18 protein-coding genes are annotated in these 20,101 nt (G+C 47.7%); 12 read left to right on the forward strand and 6 right to left on the reverse strand.

Going from position 1 to position 20,101, the window contains the following annotated elements:
* Positions 1-55 precede the first annotated feature (55 nt).
* Positions 56-346 (reverse strand): co-chaperone GroES, encoded by a 291-nt coding sequence (locus ACYJZR_RS14260; protein ID WP_005381516.1) that lies wholly within the window; start codon positions 344-346, stop codon positions 56-58.
* 229 nt (positions 347-575) lie between these two features.
* Between ACYJZR_RS14260 and ACYJZR_RS14265 the strand changes: the two genes are divergently transcribed.
* Complete coding sequence (locus ACYJZR_RS14265) at positions 576-1,958, forward strand: MATE family efflux transporter (protein ID WP_406966385.1); 1,383 nt, start codon at positions 576-578, stop codon at positions 1,956-1,958.
* 94 nt (positions 1,959-2,052) lie between these two features.
* Here ACYJZR_RS14265 and pfkA read toward each other — a convergent pair whose 3' ends face one another.
* From pfkA to ACYJZR_RS14280, 3 genes are all read right to left on the reverse strand, one after another.
* A complete protein-coding gene (gene pfkA, locus ACYJZR_RS14270) occupies positions 2,053-3,015 on the reverse strand; it encodes a 6-phosphofructokinase (RefSeq protein WP_005460467.1) in 963 nt (320 codons plus the stop codon).
* 284 nt (positions 3,016-3,299) lie between these two features.
* On the reverse strand, positions 3,300-4,208 hold the full coding sequence (gene fieF, locus ACYJZR_RS14275; protein WP_005482190.1) for a CDF family cation-efflux transporter FieF: 909 nt from the start codon (positions 4,206-4,208) through the stop codon (positions 3,300-3,302).
* A 115-nt stretch (positions 4,209-4,323) separates the two neighbouring features.
* Entirely contained in the window at positions 4,324-4,836 is a 513-nt protein-coding gene (locus ACYJZR_RS14280) for a CpxP family protein (protein ID WP_005487153.1), read from the reverse strand.
* Between the two features lie 190 nt (positions 4,837-5,026).
* Between ACYJZR_RS14280 and ACYJZR_RS14285 the strand changes: the two genes are divergently transcribed.
* The 4 genes from ACYJZR_RS14285 to trmL all read left to right on the forward strand — a co-directional run bounded on the left by ACYJZR_RS14285 (position 5,027) and on the right by trmL (position 8,392).
* Positions 5,027-5,716, forward strand: a complete 690-nt coding sequence (locus tag ACYJZR_RS14285) for a response regulator (RefSeq protein ID WP_005478591.1) — start codon at positions 5,027-5,029, stop codon at positions 5,714-5,716.
* On the forward strand, positions 5,716-7,119 hold the full coding sequence (cpxA, locus tag ACYJZR_RS14290; protein ID WP_193274091.1) for an envelope stress sensor histidine kinase CpxA: 1,404 nt from the start codon (positions 5,716-5,718) through the stop codon (positions 7,117-7,119). The genes ACYJZR_RS14285 and cpxA overlap by 1 nt, the downstream gene beginning before the upstream one ends.
* A gap of 73 nt (positions 7,120-7,192) precedes the next feature.
* Positions 7,193-7,801 carry a superoxide dismutase gene (locus ACYJZR_RS14295; RefSeq protein WP_021822168.1) on the forward strand — a complete coding sequence of 203 codons (609 nt, stop codon included), beginning with the start codon at positions 7,193-7,195 and terminating at the stop codon, positions 7,799-7,801.
* Between the two features lie 111 nt (positions 7,802-7,912).
* Positions 7,913-8,392: a tRNA (uridine(34)/cytosine(34)/5-carboxymethylaminomethyluridine(34)-2'-O)-methyltransferase TrmL gene (gene trmL / locus ACYJZR_RS14300; RefSeq protein ID WP_005460447.1), complete on the forward strand. Its 480-nt coding sequence runs from the start codon at positions 7,913-7,915 to the stop codon at positions 8,390-8,392.
* Positions 8,393-8,462: 70 nt separating this feature from the next.
* Here trmL and ACYJZR_RS14305 read toward each other — a convergent pair whose 3' ends face one another.
* A complete protein-coding gene (locus ACYJZR_RS14305; RefSeq protein WP_005460455.1) occupies positions 8,463-8,981 on the reverse strand; it encodes an FxsA family protein in 519 nt (172 codons plus the stop codon).
* Between the two features lie 459 nt (positions 8,982-9,440).
* Between ACYJZR_RS14305 and aspA the strand changes: the two genes are divergently transcribed.
* The 4 genes from aspA (at position 9,441) to ACYJZR_RS14325 (ending at position 15,201) form a co-directional block, all read left to right on the forward strand.
* Entirely contained in the window at positions 9,441-10,892 is a 1,452-nt protein-coding gene (gene aspA, locus ACYJZR_RS14310) for an aspartate ammonia-lyase (protein WP_005460458.1), read from the forward strand.
* Between the two features lie 175 nt (positions 10,893-11,067).
* Entirely contained in the window at positions 11,068-12,375 is a 1,308-nt protein-coding gene (locus ACYJZR_RS14315; protein ID WP_406966384.1) for an anaerobic C4-dicarboxylate transporter, read from the forward strand.
* A gap of 160 nt (positions 12,376-12,535) precedes the next feature.
* Positions 12,536-14,377 (forward strand): protein-disulfide reductase DsbD, encoded by a 1,842-nt coding sequence (locus ACYJZR_RS14320; RefSeq protein ID WP_053319976.1) that lies wholly within the window; start codon positions 12,536-12,538, stop codon positions 14,375-14,377.
* Between the two features lie 194 nt (positions 14,378-14,571).
* Positions 14,572-15,201 (forward strand): response regulator transcription factor, encoded by a 630-nt coding sequence (locus ACYJZR_RS14325; protein WP_017449376.1) that lies wholly within the window; start codon positions 14,572-14,574, stop codon positions 15,199-15,201.
* Between the two features lie 3 nt (positions 15,202-15,204).
* Here the strand turns inward: ACYJZR_RS14325 and ACYJZR_RS14330 are convergent, their stop codons facing one another.
* Positions 15,205-16,950, reverse strand: a complete 1,746-nt coding sequence (locus ACYJZR_RS14330) for a potassium/proton antiporter (protein WP_015297432.1) — start codon at positions 16,948-16,950, stop codon at positions 15,205-15,207.
* A gap of 446 nt (positions 16,951-17,396) precedes the next feature.
* On the opposite strand from ACYJZR_RS14330, the gene ACYJZR_RS14335 reads away from it, so the two are divergent.
* From ACYJZR_RS14335 to ACYJZR_RS14345, 3 genes are all read left to right on the forward strand, one after another.
* Positions 17,397-17,660, forward strand: coding sequence for a DUF4212 domain-containing protein (locus ACYJZR_RS14335; RefSeq protein WP_005458022.1), 264 nt, complete (start codon positions 17,397-17,399; stop codon positions 17,658-17,660).
* A 12-nt stretch (positions 17,661-17,672) separates the two neighbouring features.
* On the forward strand, positions 17,673-19,400 hold the full coding sequence (locus ACYJZR_RS14340; protein WP_005458020.1) for a sodium:solute symporter family protein: 1,728 nt from the start codon (positions 17,673-17,675) through the stop codon (positions 19,398-19,400).
* Positions 19,401-19,508: 108 nt separating this feature from the next.
* Positions 19,509-19,991, forward strand: a complete 483-nt coding sequence (locus ACYJZR_RS14345) for a hypothetical protein (RefSeq protein WP_005458018.1) — start codon at positions 19,509-19,511, stop codon at positions 19,989-19,991.
* The last annotated feature ends 110 nt before the right edge of the window (positions 19,992-20,101 follow it).

A 20,101-nucleotide genomic window follows, 5' to 3' on the forward strand; every position in this document is an offset into this window, starting at 1 on the left:
CTTTGTGTTTGATTTTCAATTTGAATCTGAGCAAAAAATTACTCAATGATTGCTATTATTCAACGATCGCCATGATGTCGTTTTCAGACATGACAAGCACTTCTTTACCGTCGATTTTTTCAGTTTTAGTGCCGTAACCTTCAGCGAAGATAACGGTGTCACCAACTTTTACGTCTAGCGGTAGTACTGTGCCGTTTTCTAGGATGCGGCCTTTGCCTACAGCTAGAACAACACCGCGAGTTGATTTTTCCGCAGCAGAACCAGTAAGAACGATGCCACCAGCAGACTTAGATTCAACTTCTTTACGTTCAACGATAACTCGGTCATGTAATGGACGAATGTTCATCGGTCGTCTCTCCTGAAAATTTCCATGTTTATTTGATAATTGCCCGCGTTGGGGCACGTGATCCCTATATAAGGGGTCAAACGAGTAATCCCAAGGGGGAGACGTATTTTTTTTGTGACTTAGTTAAAATAACGAACAGCTAAGCAACGGTTTGCGTGCGAAATGCTCACTCGCCCAGCTTCTCGCTTTCTTGTATCCTTGCAGTTTGCCCACCAGATAGATGTTCAACATGCTGGAAAAGAACAAGCCAGAAAACCACGCGACAGATAAGCATGGTTTGCTGAGCGCGCCCATTCCCGAAACACTGCGCAAGATGACCGTCCCCATGACCATGGGCATGATTGCAATTTTGATGTTTAACTTGGTGGATACGTTTTTTATCTCGTTGTTGGGGACGCATGCCCTGGCGGCAATCAGCTACACGTTTCCTGTCACCTTTGCGGTTAACTGCATCACGATGGGGATCGGGATGGGGCTATCGACCAACATTGGCCGCTTGCTTGGTCAAGGTCATGCTCCACAAGCGGCGCGATTTACGACTCACGGTTTGCTGTTGGCGGTGTTGCTCGTCGCTATCGCTTCTTCTATTGGCTTTGCTACCATTGCGCCACTGTTTCGTTTTCTTGGCGCGACCGACGATCTGATTCCGCTCATCGAACAATACATGCAGGTGTGGTACCTCACCATTCCGCTGTTGGTGATCCCAATGGCGGGCAACAGTGCGATCCGTGCCACTGGCGACACTAAGACACCCGCTAAGATCATGATGTTGGCCGGTCTGATCAACGGCATGATCGATCCACTACTGATTTTCGGTTATGGCCCCTTCCCAGAACTTGGCATTCAAGGCGCTGCTATAGCGAGTGCCTTTAGTTGGCTAGGCGCTTTGTGCGGCTCTTTCTATGTGCTGGTTAAACGCGAAAAACTGCTCGCACAACCTCAATGGGCCTCATTGAAACAAGATTGGCAACAGACGTTAAAAATTGGCACCCCTGCAGCACTATCCAATGCGATGAATCCGTTGTCGGGCGCGATTTTGATGATGCTGCTATCTAGCCACGGCACGGCAGCGGTGGCAGCTTACGGCGCTGCGCAGCGTATTGAGTCGATTCTGATCTTAGTGTTGATGTCGCTGACCTCCGCACTCACGCCATTTATGGCGCAGAACTTAGGGGCAAAAAATCCTCAGCGCGCTTTCTCTGGTTTGTTTCTCAGCATGCGTTTTGCTGTGGTGTTCCAAGGTTTTATCTTCTTGATGATGGTGCCATTGAGCATTCCTTTAGCGGCGTTATTTTCACAAGAAGAAACAGTAAAGAATCTACTTTGGCACTATCTACTCGTGGTTCCATTTAGCTATGGTTTCCAAGGTATTGTGATGATGTTGGTGAGTGGGCTGAATGCGATGCACAAGCCGCTACGCGCTTTCCAATGGAGCTTCATGCGCCTGTTTGTGTTTACGCTGCCTGCTGCATGGGTTGGCAGCCAAGTGTACAGCATTGAAGGCTTGTTCATCGGTATTGCGCTGGGCAACACACTAGGTGGGCTGCTGGGTTACATGTTCGCGTTGCGCGAACGTAAATTGACGCTGATTGAACAAAACAGCGCTTCGTAAGATTCTACCCGATACATCAGCTTCCTTTGGTTGATACTCAAATACAAAAAAACCGCGGAAAGCCGCGGTTTTTCTTTATCTATTTCAAGCTTGCTTAGAACAGTTCTTCAGCAACTTTGTATAGATCGTTACGCACTGGACGCTTCATGTTTTCGATCGCGTCGATGATGTCGTGGTGAACAAGTTGCTCTTTCACGATACCGACACAACGACCGCCATGACCTTCAAGCAGTAGGTGAACAGCGTAGTTACCCATGCGAGATGCTAGTACGCGGTCAAATGCAGTTGGACGACCACCACGTTGGATGTGACCAAGTACTGTTGCACGAGTTTCACGACCTGTAGCCGCTTCAATGTCACGAGCCAGTTCATTTGCATCCATCATTAGCTCAGTAAGCGCGATGATTGCGTGTTTCTTACCTTTTGCGATGCCGTCTTGGATGTTGCTGATCAGCTTGTCTTTGTCTAGACCAGTTTCTGGAGTGATGATGTACTCACAACCACCCGCGATTGCAGACATCAGAGTTAGGTCACCACAGTGACGGCCCATGATTTCTACAATTGAAATACGTTGGTGAGATGAAGAAGTATCACGTAGACGGTCGATTGCATCGATAACTGTGTTTAGTGCACTTAGGTAGCCCACAGTGTAGTCAGTACCAGCGATATCGTTATCGATTGTGCCTGGAAGACCGATACATGGGTAACCCATTTCAGTCAGTTTCTTCGCACCCATGTACGAACCGTCGCCACCGATCACGACTAGCGCGTCAATACCATGTTTCTTTAGGTTCTCGATCGCTTTTTCACGCACTTCCACTTGTTTAAATTCAGGGAAACGTGCAGAACCTAGGAACGTACCACCTTTGTTGATCACATCTGAAACGCTAGAACGATCTAGCTTCTCGATGCGGCCTTCGTATAGGCCTAGGTAGCCGTCGTACACACCGAAAACTTCCAATCCCTCGGATAGTGCTGTACGTACTACGCCGCGTATAGCAGCGTTCATACCAGGTGCGTCACCGCCACTTGTTAAAACACCGATCTTCTTAATCATGCTCACCCTCGATCTTTGGCAATCAATTATTTAATTTTCTTTTAGGCCCCTTGTTACCAAGCAACCTGCATAATCCAGAACTGTGCGTTATGTTACATTTCCTCTACAGGAATACCAATTAAAACGCACTTTTTTATGTAACTTTTCTACTTATGTAAGAGTATTACAGTTTCTCTTTGAAACTTTGTTGATTCACATCAGGATCACGAATCTTAATAAGCATTGATGGAAAGATAGTCAATAAGCGCTTGTTTGTCGTTAAGATCAAAACGTTTTTTCGACTCTTACCAATCTTGTGCTTTTTGCTCTTTTTCTGGCCCAAATACCACCGACAATGGATCTTGATGGATCAATACATCCGCCTCTGGGAACAATGCCAACAAATTATCTTCCACTTTATCGGCAATATAATGCGCCTCAATTAAACGCAAGTTGTCATCCAATTCCAAATGCAATTGAATAAAACGTGTTGGACCAGACATACGGGTACGCAACTGATGTACGCCCAGCACGCCTTTCACGCTCAAACAAGCTTGGTTAATTTGCTCAAGCTCTTCATCGGGCAGCTTTCTGTCGAGCAACGTTTGAATCGCTTCGCTGACCATTTTGAAGGCGCTGTAAAGAATAAAGATACCAATACCAATCGCGAAGACCGCATCCGCTTGCGTTACACCAAAATAGCTGAGCCCAAGCGCGACCATGATCGCCCCGTTCATGTATAAATCCGTTTGGTAGTGCAACGAATCTGCCGCGATTGCTTGGCTGCCCGTGATGCGCACCACGCGTTTCTGGAACATGACCAAACCAAACGTCACCATCATCGCAAACAAGGAGACATACACACCCAGCTCCGGCGCGTTCAGTTCGTGTGGCCTAAAGAAACGATCGATACCGTTGAGGATCAAAAATACCGCAGAGCCGGAGATAAACATCGCCTGTGCCAACGCAGCGAGAGACTCGGCCTTACCATGCCCAAAAGTGTGTTCTCTGTCGGCTGGTTGCAGCGAATAGCGAACCACCACCAAATTCACCACTGAAGCGGCGATGTCCAGCATCGAATCAATAAGCGATGCCAATAGGCTGACCGATCCCGTCACCCACCATGTGATGACTTTTACAATGAGAAGAAGCGTCGCCACTATGGTTGCTGTCCAAGCTGCCGTCGTGACTAAGCGTGCATATTGCTGTTTCATAATCAAAGAGTTAACTCAAACCGTATTTTGAGTATACGTTGAATGCGCGTGAAATCGCCAGATCAAAAAGAGGCAACCTGTGGCTGCCTCTTCATATATATCATCGGATCATGACTTAATTATTGCGGTGTTTTCCCATGCGTTGTTGCATTTGGTCACCACATTCTTGCATGCGCTCGTTTTGCAGTTTTACAAATTCAGCTTTTTGCTCTGGAGTCAGCACGCTCAACATTTGGTGTTTTCTCTCCAGCATTTTCACGCGGTGCTCAGTTTGGCGCTCAACCATCTCTTTCGCTAGAGCAGTGGCTTGCGCTTCATCGAACGTATCCGCTAGCAATAGAGACTGCATTTTCGCGTGATGCGCTTGGCGCTCTGCCATGCGTGCTTCGCGGTTTTGTGAATATTTGCCTTTCATTTCCGCACGGTTTGCATCACGGAAAGATTGCAGTTGGTCTTTTTGTGCATCAGTTAAGTTCAAATCGCGCATGATGCCACGGTCCATACCCATACCACATTCATCACGTGGGCCTTTGTGGTGATCTTTACCGCCAAATGCGAATGCACTCGCAGTGCCTAAAGTTAGAGGTAGAACAACAGCAGCTAACACAAGTTTTTTTGCAGATTTCATAATTCGATTCCTTACACAAGTGAGTGATTCTTCTGGGCTGTTCTCACAGCGCTTGAGTATAGAATACGACTCGCTAGGTAAAGCGGCGTATAGGGAGCGTAAAGAATCGTAAAGAGTGATTTTTGCCCTCTTCGTCGCACATCAATCCAATGTAATATTAAGTAAACGGTAACTGACCAAAGGTGCCCCGATGGCAAACATTCTTTTAATTGATGACGACATAGAACTGACAAGCCTATTAAAAGAGGTGCTCAGCTTCGAAGGATTCGAAGTCAGTGAAGCAAACGACGGTGAAGCCGGCCTTGCCGCAATCAACAGCGATATCGACCTCATCCTACTGGATGTAATGATGCCAAAATTGAATGGTATGGAAACGCTGAAGCGTCTGCGAGAGAACTGGGAAACCCCCGTGTTGATGTTGACCGCCAAAGGCGAAGAGATTGATCGAGTGATCGGTTTAGAGCTCGGCGCAGATGACTACTTACCAAAACCTTTCAGCGACCGAGAGCTGCTCGCTCGTATTCGCGCGATTTTACGTCGCACCAGTAACACGCAGAAAAACGGCAAAAACAGCGATTGTATTGAGTACCAAGAGTTGCGCCTGTATCCGGGCAAGCAAGAGGCTTACTGCGATCAACAATTGCTGGATCTAACCGCAACCGAGTTCGCGCTGTTGACCCACTTTGTCCAAAACCCAGGACACGTACTCACCAAAGAGACGTTGAGCCTCGACGTACTAGGTAAACGACTGGCGGCCTTTGACCGTGCAATCGATATGCACGTGTCGAACTTACGCAAAAAGCTGCCCGACCAAAGCAATGGCAAACCGCGCATCAAAACCCTACGTGGTCGCGGCTATATGCTGCTTGAGGAGGATTAATGCGCCTATCACGCATCAAACTGCCAAAGATTAATAGCTTGTATGGACGCATCTTTGCCATCTTTTGGTTCACTATGCTGTTGGTATTGATAGCCGTGCTATCACTGCCACATTTGGATCCAAGGAAAGCACGCGACATTCCCGACGAGCATTATCAGCGGATCATTGAAACGCGTGATGCCATTCAAAACAAATACAGCAAAGAAACCGATCTAGGACGCATTTTATTCCGCGTCGAGGGCAACCGCGCAGGTAAACATGACCCACGACCACGAGTGTTCTTTTCGGATTACAACGGCAACGTCTTAACCACCGATAAGCGCAGCAACTTTCAACTGCGTGCGATGCAAAACTTTGTCACCAGTATTGAAGATTACAACAAGCCAAAACAGAGACTTTATGGCCGCTATATGATTGCCGGCCCTGTGCCAATCGTTCTGGCCGACTCTGAACTGCTGATGTACGTTGGCTTTAAATGGAACGAGCCACCACCGCTGCTGCTACGTCTCTTCGACCACCCATTCCAGTTACTGTTGGCAGTCATGCTGGTGAGCACGCCATTACTACTGTGGCTTGCTTGGGCGCTGAGCCAACCCGCACGACGTCTTGAAGCCGCCGCGCAGCGAGTGGCAAAAGGTGAGTTCGTCATCGATCCGAATCTTGAAAAAGGCACCGCAGAATTTCGTCAAGCGGGCAGCAGCTTCAACCAAATGGTCGAAGCGGTGAATCAGATGATTTCAGGTCAGCAGCGTTTACTGTCGGACATTTCTCACGAATTACGCTCGCCACTCACTCGATTGCGCATGGCCAGTGCATTAGCGACGCGCAAACAGGGTGACAGCCCTGAGTTGGTTCGCATTGATACCGAAGCGCAGCGCCTTGAGCAGATGATCAGCGAATTGCTTGAGCTCTCGCGCATGCAGGTGAACAGCCACATGACACGCGAGACACAGCCAATAGAAAGTTTGTGGGGAGAGATCATTAAAGATGCGCAGTTTGAAGCCGAGCAAATGGGTAAAAAACTCCGCTATTCAGAGATCCCTGAGCGACATATCTCAGGCAACCCAAAACTGTTGATGAGCGCGGTAGAAAACATCATCCGCAACGCGATTTATTACGGAAAAGATGAAGTGCAGATCGACATTCAAGACAAGACTGACACACTGACGATTACCGTCGATGACAACGGTGATGGTGTGCCGGATGAAGAGTTAGATGCGATTTTCCGTCCATTCTATCGTGTGTCTACTGCTCGTGATCGTCACTCTGGCGGCACAGGATTAGGGTTAACCATCACCGAAAGTGCGATTCGTCAGCACAGCGGTACGATTGTCGCAAGCCGCAGCCCACTAGGAGGTTTGCGCGTCTCCATCACGCTGCCTTTAGTCAAAGTGGGCAAATAACCCTACAAGACTTCAGTTGATAATGATTTTCATTAACATTAGAGTAAATCCTCCGATTTAAGGAGGATTTACTATGTCGCATACATTTCCTGCTCTGCCTTACCCATACGATGCGTTAGAGCCATACATCGACGCAAAAACCATGGAAGTGCATTACAGCAAACACCACAAAACTTACTTCGATAAATTCGTCACCGCCGTGCAAGGCAGTGAGCTTGAAACACAATCGCTAGACGAAATCTTCGCAGCCGTTTCGCAACATAGCCCAGCCATTCGCAACAATGGCGGCGGCTACTACAACCACATCCTTTACTGGAATTGCATGTCGCCAGAAGGCGGCGGTGAACCACAAGGCGCACTTGCGCAAGCCATCAACGACAAGTTTGGTCACTTCGAAAAGTTCAAAGACGAATTCGCTCAAGCAGCCGTTAATACGTTTGGATCTGGCTTTGCATGGTTAGTTGTGAAAGATGGCGACATCCACATCTCCTCCACCAGCAATCAGGATAACCCGTTAATGGACGTGGCCGATGTACGCGGCGAACCTATCCTTGCATTAGATGTGTGGGAGCACGCGTACTACATCAGTTATCAGAACCGTCGACCAGAATACATCGACGCTTGGTGGAATGTGGTGAACTGGCGCGCCGTCGAAGAGAACTACGCTCGCGCGCTCGTGTAACCGCTAACGATAAAGGGGGAAGGTTGGTAAGCGCCAAGCCCTCTTTTGTACCCAAGTCGCTGCACTTGGGTATATACTGCCCCTCTCTTTGACCAACTCTATTTCAATACCATGTTTGATATCGCTTTATACGAACCAGAAATCGCGCCGAATACCGGCAACATCATTCGACTTTGTGCCAACTGCGGTGCAAACCTGCATTTGATTGAACCACTGGGTTTCGATCTGGAAGAGAAAAAAGTCCGCCGCGCAGGATTGGATTATCACGATTTGGCTCGCGTAACGCGTCATAAGAACTATCAAGCATTCTTGGAATATCTCGATAAAGAAAAGCAAGGCAATTACCGTCTGTTTGCTTGCACCACCAAAACCACAGGTCACCACGTTGATGCGCAATACCAAGCAGGTGATGTGTTGATGTTTGGCCCTGAAACTCGCGGCCTACCAGCAGAGATCATTGAAGGCTTGCCAATGGAACAGCGTATTCGCATCCCAATGATGCCAGACGCGCGCAGCCTGAACCTTTCGAATGCCGTTGCGATCATTGCTTTTGAAGCCTGGCGTCAAATGGGCTTTGAAGGGGCGTTGTAAGCTCAACGAATTCCAGACACAAAAAAGGGCGCGGAATGCGCCCTTTTGTTTTCTTGATTCACTGATTCAATCAGTTGAGCTTGTTACGATCATCGTCGTCTTTACGCTCGTATTCACCTTCGAAGGTGTTGCCGTTGTCCGAGCGAGAATCAAACGGGTCACGATGAAACGGATCTTGCTCAAATGGCCCTTGGTTTGAAAAACCACCTTGGAAGCCACCACCATGCATGGTTTTGACGACCATCTTGCTCATCAAGTATTTTGCAATCGCGGCACGCGGCGCAGGCAGCAATACCACCATACCCAACGCGTCAGTCATAAAGCCGGGAGTCAGCAATAGCACACCGGCAACCGCTAGCATCACACCTTCAAAAATTTGCTGTGCTGGAATTTCGCCTTGTTCAAGACGGCCCTGAACAGACATCAAGGTTTGAATACCTTGGCTGCGCACTAATGACGCGCCGACAAATGCCGTGATCAGCACTAATGCGATGGTTGGCCAGAGACCTAAAAAGCCCCCCACCTGAATAAATAAGCCAATTTCAATGATTGGGACGAAAATAAACGCCAATAATAAGATAGGAAACACACGCCCTCCTTTGTTTAATTCAGTGTAATGGTAAAAGCCAAGTAACCTCAAACGAATCGTTGTAAAAAAGCGTGTTCATACTCATGGCTTTTTTATTCAGGCGAACACACAGGCAAACTTTGCGAAAACACGCTATACATTTATGCGTTGCATTTGTGCGCATACCGATTTTTTCGTGCTTGAAAAGTGCCAATTTCGAACTCTAAAAAACCATGTTTGTCGAGGAAAATTGAATACCCACAAAGGGTTATTAATAACCCGTTCATACTTTGCAAATTATTGACTCATGAAAAGCGAAAAAGGTGATCTAGTTACTATTTTTATGCGCTAGGTGCAGTATGATGTGCCACATAAGTCAGGACGGATTTTCCAGCCAAAAATTCTGATGAATGGATTCTAGATTGCAGAAATGGCTAATAAATAACTTTATTATCAGAATTATCATCTAAGGATCCTGCTATGGCTACCCTATCTGATGCTCCAAAAACAGCAAACCAAGCCACTCGTATTGAAGAAGATCTATTAGGTCAACGTCATGTCCCTGCTGATGCGTACTACGGCATTCATACCCTACGTGCGATCGAAAACTTCAACATCTCTAACGTAACTATTTCTGACGTGCCTGAGTTCGTACGCGGCATGGTGATGACGAAGAAAGCAGCGGCGTTGGCGAACAAAGAACTTGGCGCTATTCCTAAAGAAGTTGCTAACTACATCCTAGAAGCGTGTGATTTGATCCTAGAAACAGGCAAGTGTATGGATCAGTTCCCTTCAGACGTATTCCAAGGCGGCGCGGGTACTTCCGTTAACATGAACACTAACGAAGTTATCGCGAACGTTGCACTTGAACTGATGGGCAAAGAAAAAGGCCAATACGAGTTCATCAACCCGAACGACCACGTTAACAAGAGCCAATCTACTAACTGTGCGTACCCAACTGGTTTCCGTATCGCGGTTTACAACAGCGTACACAAACTAATGGAAGCGATTGAATACCTAAAAGGCGCATTCGATCTTAAAGCAACTGAATTCAAAGACGTATTGAAGATGGGTCGTACTCAGCTTCAAGACGCGGTACCAATGACTGTTGGTCAAGAGTTCCACGCTTGGGCTGTAACGCTAAACGAAGAGATTCGTGCTCTAGATTACACATCTAAACTCCTACTAGAAATCAACCTAGGTGCAACCGCAATCGGTACTGGTCTTAACACACCAACTGGTTACCAAGCTCTAGCAGTGAAACACCTAGCGGAAGTAACTGGCCTTGATGTTGTACCTGCAGAAGACCTAATCGAAGCGACTTCTGACTGTGGTGCATACGTAATGACTCACGGCGCGCTAAAACGTCTAGCAGTGAAACTATCGAAGATCTGTAACGACCTTCGTCTACTTTCTTCTGGTCCTCGCGCAGGTCTAAACGAGTTGAACCTACCTGAAATGCAAGCAGGTTCTTCAATCATGCCAGCGAAAGTAAACCCAGTTATCCCAGAAGTAGTAAACCAAGTTTGCTTCAAAGTTCTAGGTAACGACAACACGGTTTCTTTCGCAGCAGAAGGCGGTCAGCTACAGCTAAACGTAATGGAACCGGTTATCGCACAAAGCATGTTTGAGTCTATCTCTCTACTACACAATGCGTGTGTGAACCTACGTGATAAATGTATCGACGGCATCACTGTAAACAAAGAAATCTGTGAGAACTACGTTTACAACTCAATCGGTATCGTAACTTACCTAAACCCATACATTGGCCACCACGAAGGTGACATTGTCGGTAAGATTTGTGCAGAAACTGGTAAGAGTGTTCGTGAAGTCGTACTTGAGCGCGGCCTGCTAACTGCAGAAGAACTTGATGAAATCTTAACAGTTGAAAACTTCATGCATCCTACTTACAAAGCGAAACGCTACGAGTAAGCATTGAAGCTAAGGGGGGCCATCCAGGCCCCTTTTTTAGGCTTTTTCACGGTAACCACATTTTTAATAAGCTTTTATTGCCGTAGGCCGCTGGGTTCTGATTCTCTGAACATTTACTCCTGTTCCTGAGTGTTCAAAAAATCAGAATCAAATAAAAAACTAAAGAGGTATCAATATGGTCATGGTCGAACTCTTCGTGGTTCTGCTCTTCATCTATTTGGGGGCAAGAATCGGCGGTATCGGCATTGGTTTTGCCGGTGGTGCTGGGGTCATTGCGTTGTCTTTGATCTTGGGTGTCCCGACAAGCCAAGCGTACATTCCTGTTGACGTAATTTTGATCATCATGTCTGTAATCACGGCTATCGCAGCAATGCAAGTGGCTGGTGGTTTGGATTGGATGGTACAAGTTGCGGAAGACTTTTTGCGTAAACACCCTGAGCGCATCACCTTTTACGCGCCAATCGTGACATTCCTAATGACACTAATGGCGGGTACAGGTCACACAGCATTCTCTACTCTACCGGTTATTGCAGAAGTAGCGAAAGGCCAAGGAGTTCGTCCTTCTCGTCCACTGTCTATCGCGGTTGTGGCATCGCAAATCGCTATCACAGCTTCTCCAATTTCAGCGGCAGTTGTGGCGTTTGCAGCTATGTTGCATCCGTTTGGTGTGGATTACCTAACGCTACTTGCGATCTGTATTCCAACCACGTTCATCGCTTGTATGATCGGTGCATTCGTTGCGAACTTCATGGGCTGTGAGCTAAAAGACGATCCTGAATACCAAGAGCGTCTAGAGAAAGGCCTAATCAAGCTAAACACAGAAGCAAAACGTGAAATCCTACCAACTGCGAAAAAAGCGACGTTCATCTTCCTTAGCGCTATCGCTTTCGTCGTGTGCTACGCAGCGGCCATCTCTGGTTCAGTGGGTCTAATCGAGAACCCAGCACTGGGTCGTAACGAAGCAATCATGACAGTAATGCTGGCAGCAGCCGCGGCGATCGTAATGAGCTGTAAAATTGATGCTGGCAAAATCCCAGCAGCAGCGACATTCCGTTCTGGTATGACAGCGTGTGTGTGTGTTCTTGGTGTGGCATGGCTAGGTTCTACGTTCGTTAACGCGCACGTTGATGGCATCAAAGAAGTGGCTGGTGCACTACTAGCTGACTACCCATGGATGCTAGCACTTGTTCTATTCTTCGCGTCTATGCTGCTTTACTCTCAAGGTGCAACTACCGTTGCGCTTATGCCTGCAGCACTTGCAATCGGTGTAGCGCCACTAACAGCGGTTGCGTCTTTCGCAGCAGTAAGTGCGCTATTCGTACTACCAACTTACCCAACGCTACTAGCTGCAGTTGAGATGGATGACACGGGTTCAACTCGTATCGGTAAGTACGTATTTAACCACCCGTTCTTCGTTCCAGGCGTGGTCACCATCGCATCAGCGGTAGCACTTGGCTTCGCATTCGGTGGTCTACTGATCTAGTAGAAACAGAGTCTTACTCGGGGAGCTTCGGCTCCCTTTTTTCTTTTCTGCGCCTTGAGTATTGCTTAACAAATCTTCACTTGGATGAAACTTATTAACTCGCCTGCGGGTCTGATTGAGTTACACTAACGGCAATTATCTAAGATGAATTGAACCTTTTATGCGCGCATTACTTTCCGTTTTACTCTTAGGGCTCATTACCTTTTCCACTCCGTCTTTAGCTTTATTTGGCAAAGACCAGTTTAATAATAGCCAGAACAACAGCTTTGGTAGCAGCAACGACAGCTTTGTTCCGGTCGACCAAGCGTTCCCATTTAACTTCTACCAACAAGACGACAAGTTGATGCTCGATTGGCAGGTACGTGACGGCTACTATCTGTATCAAGAGCGCTTGTCTGTGTCTGGTGAAAACATCTCTCTTGGCGAACTGCAAATGGAAAACGGCACGCCACATAAAGATGAATTTTTCGGTGATGTGCATATCTACACCACGCCTTTATTTGTGAATGTACCGCTTGATGAGTGGCAAGAAGGCGCACGCGTGATCGTGCAATATCAAGGCTGTGCAAAGGCTGGATTCTGCTACCCACCAGAAACTCGCATCATTCCAATAGACGCTTTTACGGCTTCCATTGCTGATTCCGCAGTCGCAACAAAACCAACTCAATCGACAGCAAACAACAACCAAACAAACGCGACATCACCAACGGCGAGCACGTCAGTGTCATCAAACAATGCTCCCGCACCAGTCACTGAGCAAGACAGCCTCGCGGCGAACCTTGCTGACAATTGGTGGACTCCGCTGCTGTTTTTCGCTCTTGGTGTAGGCTTAGCGTTTACGCCATGTGTTCTGCCAATGTACCCAATTTTGACCAGCATCGTACTTGGCAGCGGGAAACTCAGCCAACGCCGCGCTCTGGGTTTATCCCTGGTTTACGTGCAAGGCATGGCGCTAACTTACACTCTTCTCGGCTTAGTGGTGGCATCAGCAGGCATGCAGTTCCAAGCGGCGATGCAACACCCATATGTGTTGATTGGTTTGAGTATCTTATTCGTCACGTTGGCACTCTCCATGTTTGGTGTGTACACCCTGCAATTGCCAAGCAGTGTACAAACGTGGCTAAACAACCTAAGCAACAAACAACAAGGCGGCAGCAGCGCAGGCGTATTCGCGATGGGTGCGATCTCAGGTCTGGTGTGCTCACCGTGTACCACAGCACCTCTGTCGGGCGCACTACTCTACGTTGCACAAAGTGGTGACTTGCTGACTGGTGGTATTGCGCTTTACGCACTGGCGATGGGTATGGGTATTCCGCTGATTCTCGTGGCGGTATTTGGCAACAAACTGCTGCCAAAAGCTGGCGGTTGGATGGACCGCGTGAAGACACTATTTGGTTTCATTCTGCTGGCAGCTCCAATCTTCTTGCTTGAGCGTATCTTGCCAGAAATGTGGTCGACGGCGTTGTGGTCTGCGCTCGGTATCGTGGCATTTGGTTGGTTGTATCACATCAAAAACAGCTTGGAGTTTGGTGGCTGGAAGCAAAGTGCAATTGGCATTATTGCCGTCCTCGGTTTGTTCGCCTCCGCACAACCAGCACTGAATTATTGGTTTGGCAATCACGAAACCCAAGCACAGCAAACAACGGTTAGCTTTACTCGCATTGCTAATGTGGCCGAGCTTGAAGAGCAACTGACGCTGGCGAAAGCAGCAGGTAAACCTGTCATGCTCGACTTCTACGCCGACTGGTGTGTAGCGTGTAAAGAGTTTGAGAAGTACACCTTCCACGATCCAAAAGTCGAAGCCAAGCTGCAAGACTTTGTGTTGCTGCAAGCGGATGTCACCAAAAACCAAGTGCAAGATATTGAGCTACTCAAACACATGAACGTGCTGGGTTTGCCGACCATCGAATTCTGGGATGCGAAAGGCGAACACGTTTCAAACGCTCGTTTAACTGGTTTTATGCAAGCCGAGCCTTTCTTAGAGCACATCAATCGATTCTGATATCACATCATTCAAACGCCAGCGATTTTCGCTGGCGTTTTTTGTTGCACAGATTTGAATGAGAAAAATGCGGCTATATGCAATTTTCCTAATAAAAGTCGATTTGGTTCAGACTTTTAGCGAATAAATATTGTCCACCTTCTCAAAGCTGGACAATAATTCATTTAACGAAATAGTCAAAAGTGTTTAACGTCATGGATTCGACCTACACCATCATCATCGCCGATGATCACCCTCTCTTCCGTAATGCATTGTTCCAATCGGTACACATGGCTGTCAGTGGTGCCAATCTGCTTGAAGCAGACTCTCTTGATGCCCTGCTTGCATTACTCTCCAAAGAGGAAGAGCCGGATTTGGTGCTGTTGGATCTCAAAATGCCTGGGGCTAATGGAATGTCAGGGCTTATCCACTTAAGAGCGGAATACCCAGATTTGCCTATCGTCGTGGTATCCGCCAGCGAAGAGCCAACGGTGGTGAGTCAAGTGAAGAGCCATGGTGCGTTTGGCTTTATTCCGAAATCGAGTGATATGCGTGAACTGGTCAATGCACTCAACCAAGTGCTCAATGGCGACCCATACTTCCCTGAAGGGCTGATCACCAATAACGCAGCGTGTAATGATTTAGCAGAGAAGATTGCCGCGCTAACGCCACAGCAATACAAAGTGTTGGGGATGTTGTCTGATGGCTTGCTGAACAAACAAATCGCTTACGAGTTGAATGTATCAGAAGCCACCATCAAAGCACACATGACGGCGATTTTCCGCAAGCTCGGCGTGAAGAACCGCACGCAAGCCGTCATCATGTTAACGGAAATGAATGATTAGGACTTAGTCCTCCTCTTCCCCTTCCTCTTCTTCATTGGGTAAACGTAAACCAACCTTAGTCACTTGGTGATCCACCACGTCCGCGATTACCCATTGCAAACCTTGCCATTCAAACTGGTCGCCCAAAACAGGCGTGCTACCTAGCTGTTCTTCAACAATATTGCTCAAGGTTTTATCTTGCAGTTCATCGCCCAAATTCAAACCGTACATCATCGCCACGTCGGCCAGCTTCACTTCAATATCTAAGAAGAAATCACCAAAGAAACGAGTCAGAGAGGCTTTCTCCGGCGCTTCACTGAACAACAAGCTCAGTGCAGCTAAGTCTTTCTCTTGAGCCAATACACATAGGGTATCGTCTTCTTCCAACCTGGTACTGCCCGATGGGTGAAGCAGTTCTTGATTACGGAAAACAGCCGCAATGCGCGTGCCCTCAGGCATCGACAAACTGCGCAGCGGTTCGCCAATGCACCATTTATCCGCTTTCAATCGGTAGATAAACAGTTCCCACTCACTGGTTGGGTAAATCTCCACACCAGTGCGAGAGATTGGCTCAGGCTTTGGTGGCAACTCAACCTTGGCAAGCGACATCGCTTTGGTCAGCGTACCGCCCTGAACGATCAGCGATACCATAACCACGAAGAAGGCCAAGTTGAAGTACAGCTGCGCGTCTGGCAAACCAGCCATCATAGGGAATACCGCAAGAATGATTGGCACCGCACCGCGCAAACCAACCCAAGAGACAAACCACTTCTCACGTGGCGTGAAGCTCTTAAATGGCAGCAGTCCAATCCACACGGAAATAGGACGGGCAAACAAAATCATACCAAACGCAAGCGCCAAGCCTGGTACCGCAATACTCAGCAAGTTCGACGGCGTAACCAACAAACCAAGCACGAGGAACATGCCAATTTGCGCTAGCCACGTCATACCATCTAGCACATGCAGAATCGAATGACGGCTGCGCGTTGGACGGTTACCCAGCAATAAACCCACGAGGTAAATCGACAAAATACCGCTGCCGCCTAACGAGTTCGACAACGCGAAAATGATCAAGCCGCCGCTGACGGTCAAAATCGAGTACAAGCCATCCGGCAGTTGATTGCGATTGATGACTTTCCACAAGACCCAGCCACCAGCAAAACCAAGAAGCGCACCGATACCAAACTGCTTAACAAAACTGAGCGCTAAAAAGCCGGCGCTTAACTCCGTTCCCGTACTAGAAAGAATCGCAATTAACGTGACGGTCAAGAACACCGCCATTGGGTCGTTGGTGCCCGATTCAATTTCTAACGTCGAGCCAACACGTTCGTTCAGACTGCGCCCTTTCAATAAAGAGAAGACCGCGGCCGCATCCGTTGAACCGACAATCGCGCCAACCAAGATACCTTGCAATAAATCCAAATCGAACAGCCAGGTCGCCATCAAGCCAGTTAACAATGTCGTGATGGCTACGCCTATGGTTGCCAACGACACCGAAGGCCACAAGGCGACCCGAAAACTGGCGACTCGCGTTCGCATCCCGCCATCCAAAAGAATGATGGCGAGCGCTAAGTTACTGACTAAATAAGCGATGGAATAATTATCAAATAAGATTCCGCCAAGGCCATCTTCCCCAGCCAACATACCTACCGCAAGAAATACGAGAAGGATTGGAATCCCCAATTTTGAGGACACGGGGCTTAAAAGAACGCTCAGTGCAATCAGTAATGCACCAATCAGAAAAAAGCTGTTAATGGTGTCTGCGTCCATTCTCACCCTCCCTAAATGAAAAGCTACAAACAATCTCAACGAGTAAGCATATAAGTTCCTAAATCACCTCAACTTTAAGATGTAAGCGCGATGAGTTAAGCACAAGCTTTATTGTGCCTCAAAACCGTACTCCGGTACGAAAACTTTATGTAAACAAATCACTTGAGAAGGTTGAATCTAGGTATAGATTCGGTGAAATCAATGAAGAAAAGATTAACCAATGCAACATATTGAAAATTTTATGCATCAAATCATTAGACCTTAGGCTAATTTAACACCTTTTTAACATCATCAAATCTTATCGATTTCGCCATAAACGCCCATTATTCGGTCGTTTTTCCTTTTTTACGCCCCGACTAAAGTTGAAAAGAGTTATTGCCAACACCTTGCTAATGTACATTGTGAAACATTTTTTTAACAACAATACCAATCGTAAGGAGACGGCAATGGCATTTGAAAGCGAAGAAAGAGCCAAAGCCTATTGGGACAAAAACGTGAAGCTCATGATCGGTCTAATGGTCATCTGGTTCGTCGTGTCTTTCGGCTGCGGCATTTTATTTGTCGACGTACTTAATCAATTTCAATTAGGTGGATACAAACTTGGTTTCTGGTTTGCTCAGCAGGGCTCCATCTATGCCTTCCTAGGTATTATTTTCTACTACGCGTGGAGAATGCGCCAAATCGACCGTGAATTCGGCGTGGATGAGTAAGGAGTCACTCAGATGGATTTGAAAACTATCACTTATCTGGTTGTTGGTGCGACGTTTGTCCTCTACATCGGTATTGCGATTTGGGCACGCGCTGGATCAACCAAAGAGTTCTACGTCGCGGGCGGTGGTGTAAACCCTATCGCTAACGGCATGGCAACCGCAGCAGACTGGATGTCTGCGGCATCGTTTATCTCGATGGCGGGTCTGATTGCCTTTATGGGTTACGGCGGCAGCGTATTCCTAATGGGCTGGACTGGTGGTTACGTGCTGCTTGCACTGTTGCTTGCCCCTTACCTACGTAAGTTCGGTAAATTTACCGTGCCTGAGTTTGTCGGCGAGCGTTTCTACTCCAAGACAGCGCGTATCGTAGCCGTAGTGTGTCTGATCATCGCGTCGGTCACTTATGTTATCGGTCAGATGAAAGGCGTTGGCGTTGCGTTTGGTCGCTTCCTTGAGGTGGATTACTCAACCGGTCTACTGATTGGTATGTGTATTGTATTCATGTACGCCGTTCTTGGTGGCATGAAAGGCATCACTTACACGCAGATTGCTCAGTATTGCGTACTCATTTTGGCTTACACTATTCCTGCAATCTTTATCTCTCTGCAGCTTACCGGCAATCCAATTCCACAAATAGGGCTCGGCAGTACCATGGCCGGCACCGATGTCTATCTGTTGGATCGGCTAGACCAAGTGGTGACGGAGCTCGGCTTTAGTGAATACACCACTCAAGTCCGCGGTGACACGCTAAACATGTTCGTTTACACCATGTCACTGATGATCGGTACTGCGGGTCTGCCACACGTAATCATCCGTTTCTTCACTGTACCGAAGGTGCGTGATGCACGTACCTCTGCAGGTTGGGCACTTGTGTTCATCGCTATCCTATACACAACTGCTCCAGCAGTATCAGCAATGGCACGCCTAAACCTAATGGATACCGTTAACCCTGCGCCGGGCCAACACTTGGCTTATGACGAACGTCCTACTTGGTTCAAAAACTGGGAGAAAACGGGTCTGCTTGGCTTTGATGATAAGAACGGTGATGGCAACATCAACTACACATCAGATGCTGCAACTAACGAACTGAAAGTTGATAACGACATCATGGTACTGGCTAACCCTGAGATCGCGAAACTACCTAACTGGGTTATCGCACTGGTCGCAGCGGGCGGTCTAGCGGCAGCACTATCAACCGCAGCGGGTCTATTGCTGGCGATTTCGTCCGCGATTTCCCACGACTTAATCAAAGGGGTAATTAACCCGAATATCTCAGAGAAGAAAGAGCTGCTCGCGAGTCGAATCTCGATGGCAGTGGCCATTGCAGTCGCAGGTTACTTGGGTCTGCATCCACCGGGCTTCGCGGCAGGTACGGTAGCACTGGCCTTCGGTCTGGCGGCGTCCTCCATCTTCCCGGCTCTGATGATGGGTATCTTCAGTAAGAACATCAACAAAGAAGGTGCTATCGCGGGTATGATTGCCGGTATCAGTATCACTCTGTTCTACGTGTTCCAACACAAAGGTATCCTATTCATCGCAGATTGGACTTACCTAGAAAGCTGGGGCAGCAACTGGTTCCTAGGCATTGAGCCAAACGCATTTGGTGCGATTGGTGCTTTATTCAACTTCATCGTCGCGTTCGCTGTATCGAAAGTAACAGCAGAAACACCACAAGAAGTGAAAGACCTAGTCGAACACGTTCGCGTACCGGTAGGTGCTGGTAGCGCAGTGGATCACTAAAATATAACCAAAACCACAAAAGCCCCGTTTGGAACCTGCCGTCCGGGGCTTTTTTATTCTCACTTTTCAGTTACCATATTCGCAGTATGTCGTTGCAAGGAAGCCAAGATGTTCAAAAACAAGCACTTTATTCTCGCCCTGTTAATCGCGCCCATCCTTTCTATCATTGCCTACTTTGGTACCGATATGGCACTGAGCGAAAAGCCTCATGCCGCTAAAGAAGGGGAAACTTACAAGCTCGCGAGTAAGTCCAACTGCCGTTACACCAGTGGCCTATGTGACATGGAAAATGGCGATTTTAAAGTTAAGTTCCGTTCTGAAAAACTGACAAAAGATAGCCTAGAACTGTCTCTCAACGCTGCCTATCCGCTGGAAGGCGTCAAGCTGTCCGTAGTAGATGACCAACAACAGAACGCTCAGCCGATTGATATGACACGCGCCGATCAAGCTGGCCAAAACTGGTACATCACTCTGCCAAAGCCAACCTCCGCAGAGAGCTGGTTACGAGTCGTTATCCAAGCCGAAGGCACGCTTTACTACGGCGAAACACAAACAGCATTTGTGAAATACGAAACCTTGTTTACTGAGTAACATTACGCTGCGAATCCTTCTAAACAACGGATAAGCTTTGCTGCGGGATGAAAACCCAACCATTTCTGCCGATGCGACTGCGTCGGCTTTTTTATATCTAGCCTTGCTGA

This window comes from Vibrio sp. RC2502 (genome assembly GCF_054850435.1).

Bases quoted from the DNA above. Each gene is read 5' to 3' on its own strand.
- ACYJZR_RS14315 (WP_406966384.1), top strand. From the start codon at position 11,068: ATGGTCATGGTCGAACTCTTCGTGGTTCTGCTCTTCATCTATTTGGGG.
- ACYJZR_RS14345 (WP_005458018.1), top strand. From the start codon at position 19,509: ATGTTCAAAAACAAGCACTTTATTCTCGCCCTGTTAATCGCGCCCATC.
- ACYJZR_RS14330 (WP_015297432.1), bottom strand. From the start codon at position 16,950: ATGGACGCAGACACCATTAACAGCTTTTTTCTGATTGGTGCATTACTG.
- ACYJZR_RS14295 (WP_021822168.1), top strand. From the start codon at position 7,193: ATGTCGCATACATTTCCTGCTCTGCCTTACCCATACGATGCGTTAGAG.
- pfkA (WP_005460467.1), bottom strand. From the start codon at position 3,015: ATGATTAAGAAGATCGGTGTTTTAACAAGTGGCGGTGACGCACCTGGT.
- ACYJZR_RS14285 (WP_005478591.1), top strand. From the start codon at position 5,027: ATGGCAAACATTCTTTTAATTGATGACGACATAGAACTGACAAGCCTA.
- aspA (WP_005460458.1), top strand. From the start codon at position 9,441: ATGGCTACCCTATCTGATGCTCCAAAAACAGCAAACCAAGCCACTCGT.
- ACYJZR_RS14335 (WP_005458022.1), top strand. From the start codon at position 17,397: ATGGCATTTGAAAGCGAAGAAAGAGCCAAAGCCTATTGGGACAAAAAC.
- trmL (WP_005460447.1), top strand. From the start codon at position 7,913: ATGTTTGATATCGCTTTATACGAACCAGAAATCGCGCCGAATACCGGC.
- ACYJZR_RS14325 (WP_017449376.1), top strand. From the start codon at position 14,572: ATGGATTCGACCTACACCATCATCATCGCCGATGATCACCCTCTCTTC.
- ACYJZR_RS14265 (WP_406966385.1), top strand. From the start codon at position 576: ATGCTGGAAAAGAACAAGCCAGAAAACCACGCGACAGATAAGCATGGT.
- ACYJZR_RS14280 (WP_005487153.1), bottom strand. From the start codon at position 4,836: ATGAAATCTGCAAAAAAACTTGTGTTAGCTGCTGTTGTTCTACCTCTA.
- cpxA (WP_193274091.1), top strand. From the start codon at position 5,716: ATGCGCCTATCACGCATCAAACTGCCAAAGATTAATAGCTTGTATGGA.
- ACYJZR_RS14260 (WP_005381516.1), bottom strand. From the start codon at position 346: ATGAACATTCGTCCATTACATGACCGAGTTATCGTTGAACGTAAAGAA.
- fieF (WP_005482190.1), bottom strand. From the start codon at position 4,208: ATGAAACAGCAATATGCACGCTTAGTCACGACGGCAGCTTGGACAGCA.
- ACYJZR_RS14340 (WP_005458020.1), top strand. From the start codon at position 17,673: ATGGATTTGAAAACTATCACTTATCTGGTTGTTGGTGCGACGTTTGTC.
- ACYJZR_RS14320 (WP_053319976.1), top strand. From the start codon at position 12,536: ATGCGCGCATTACTTTCCGTTTTACTCTTAGGGCTCATTACCTTTTCC.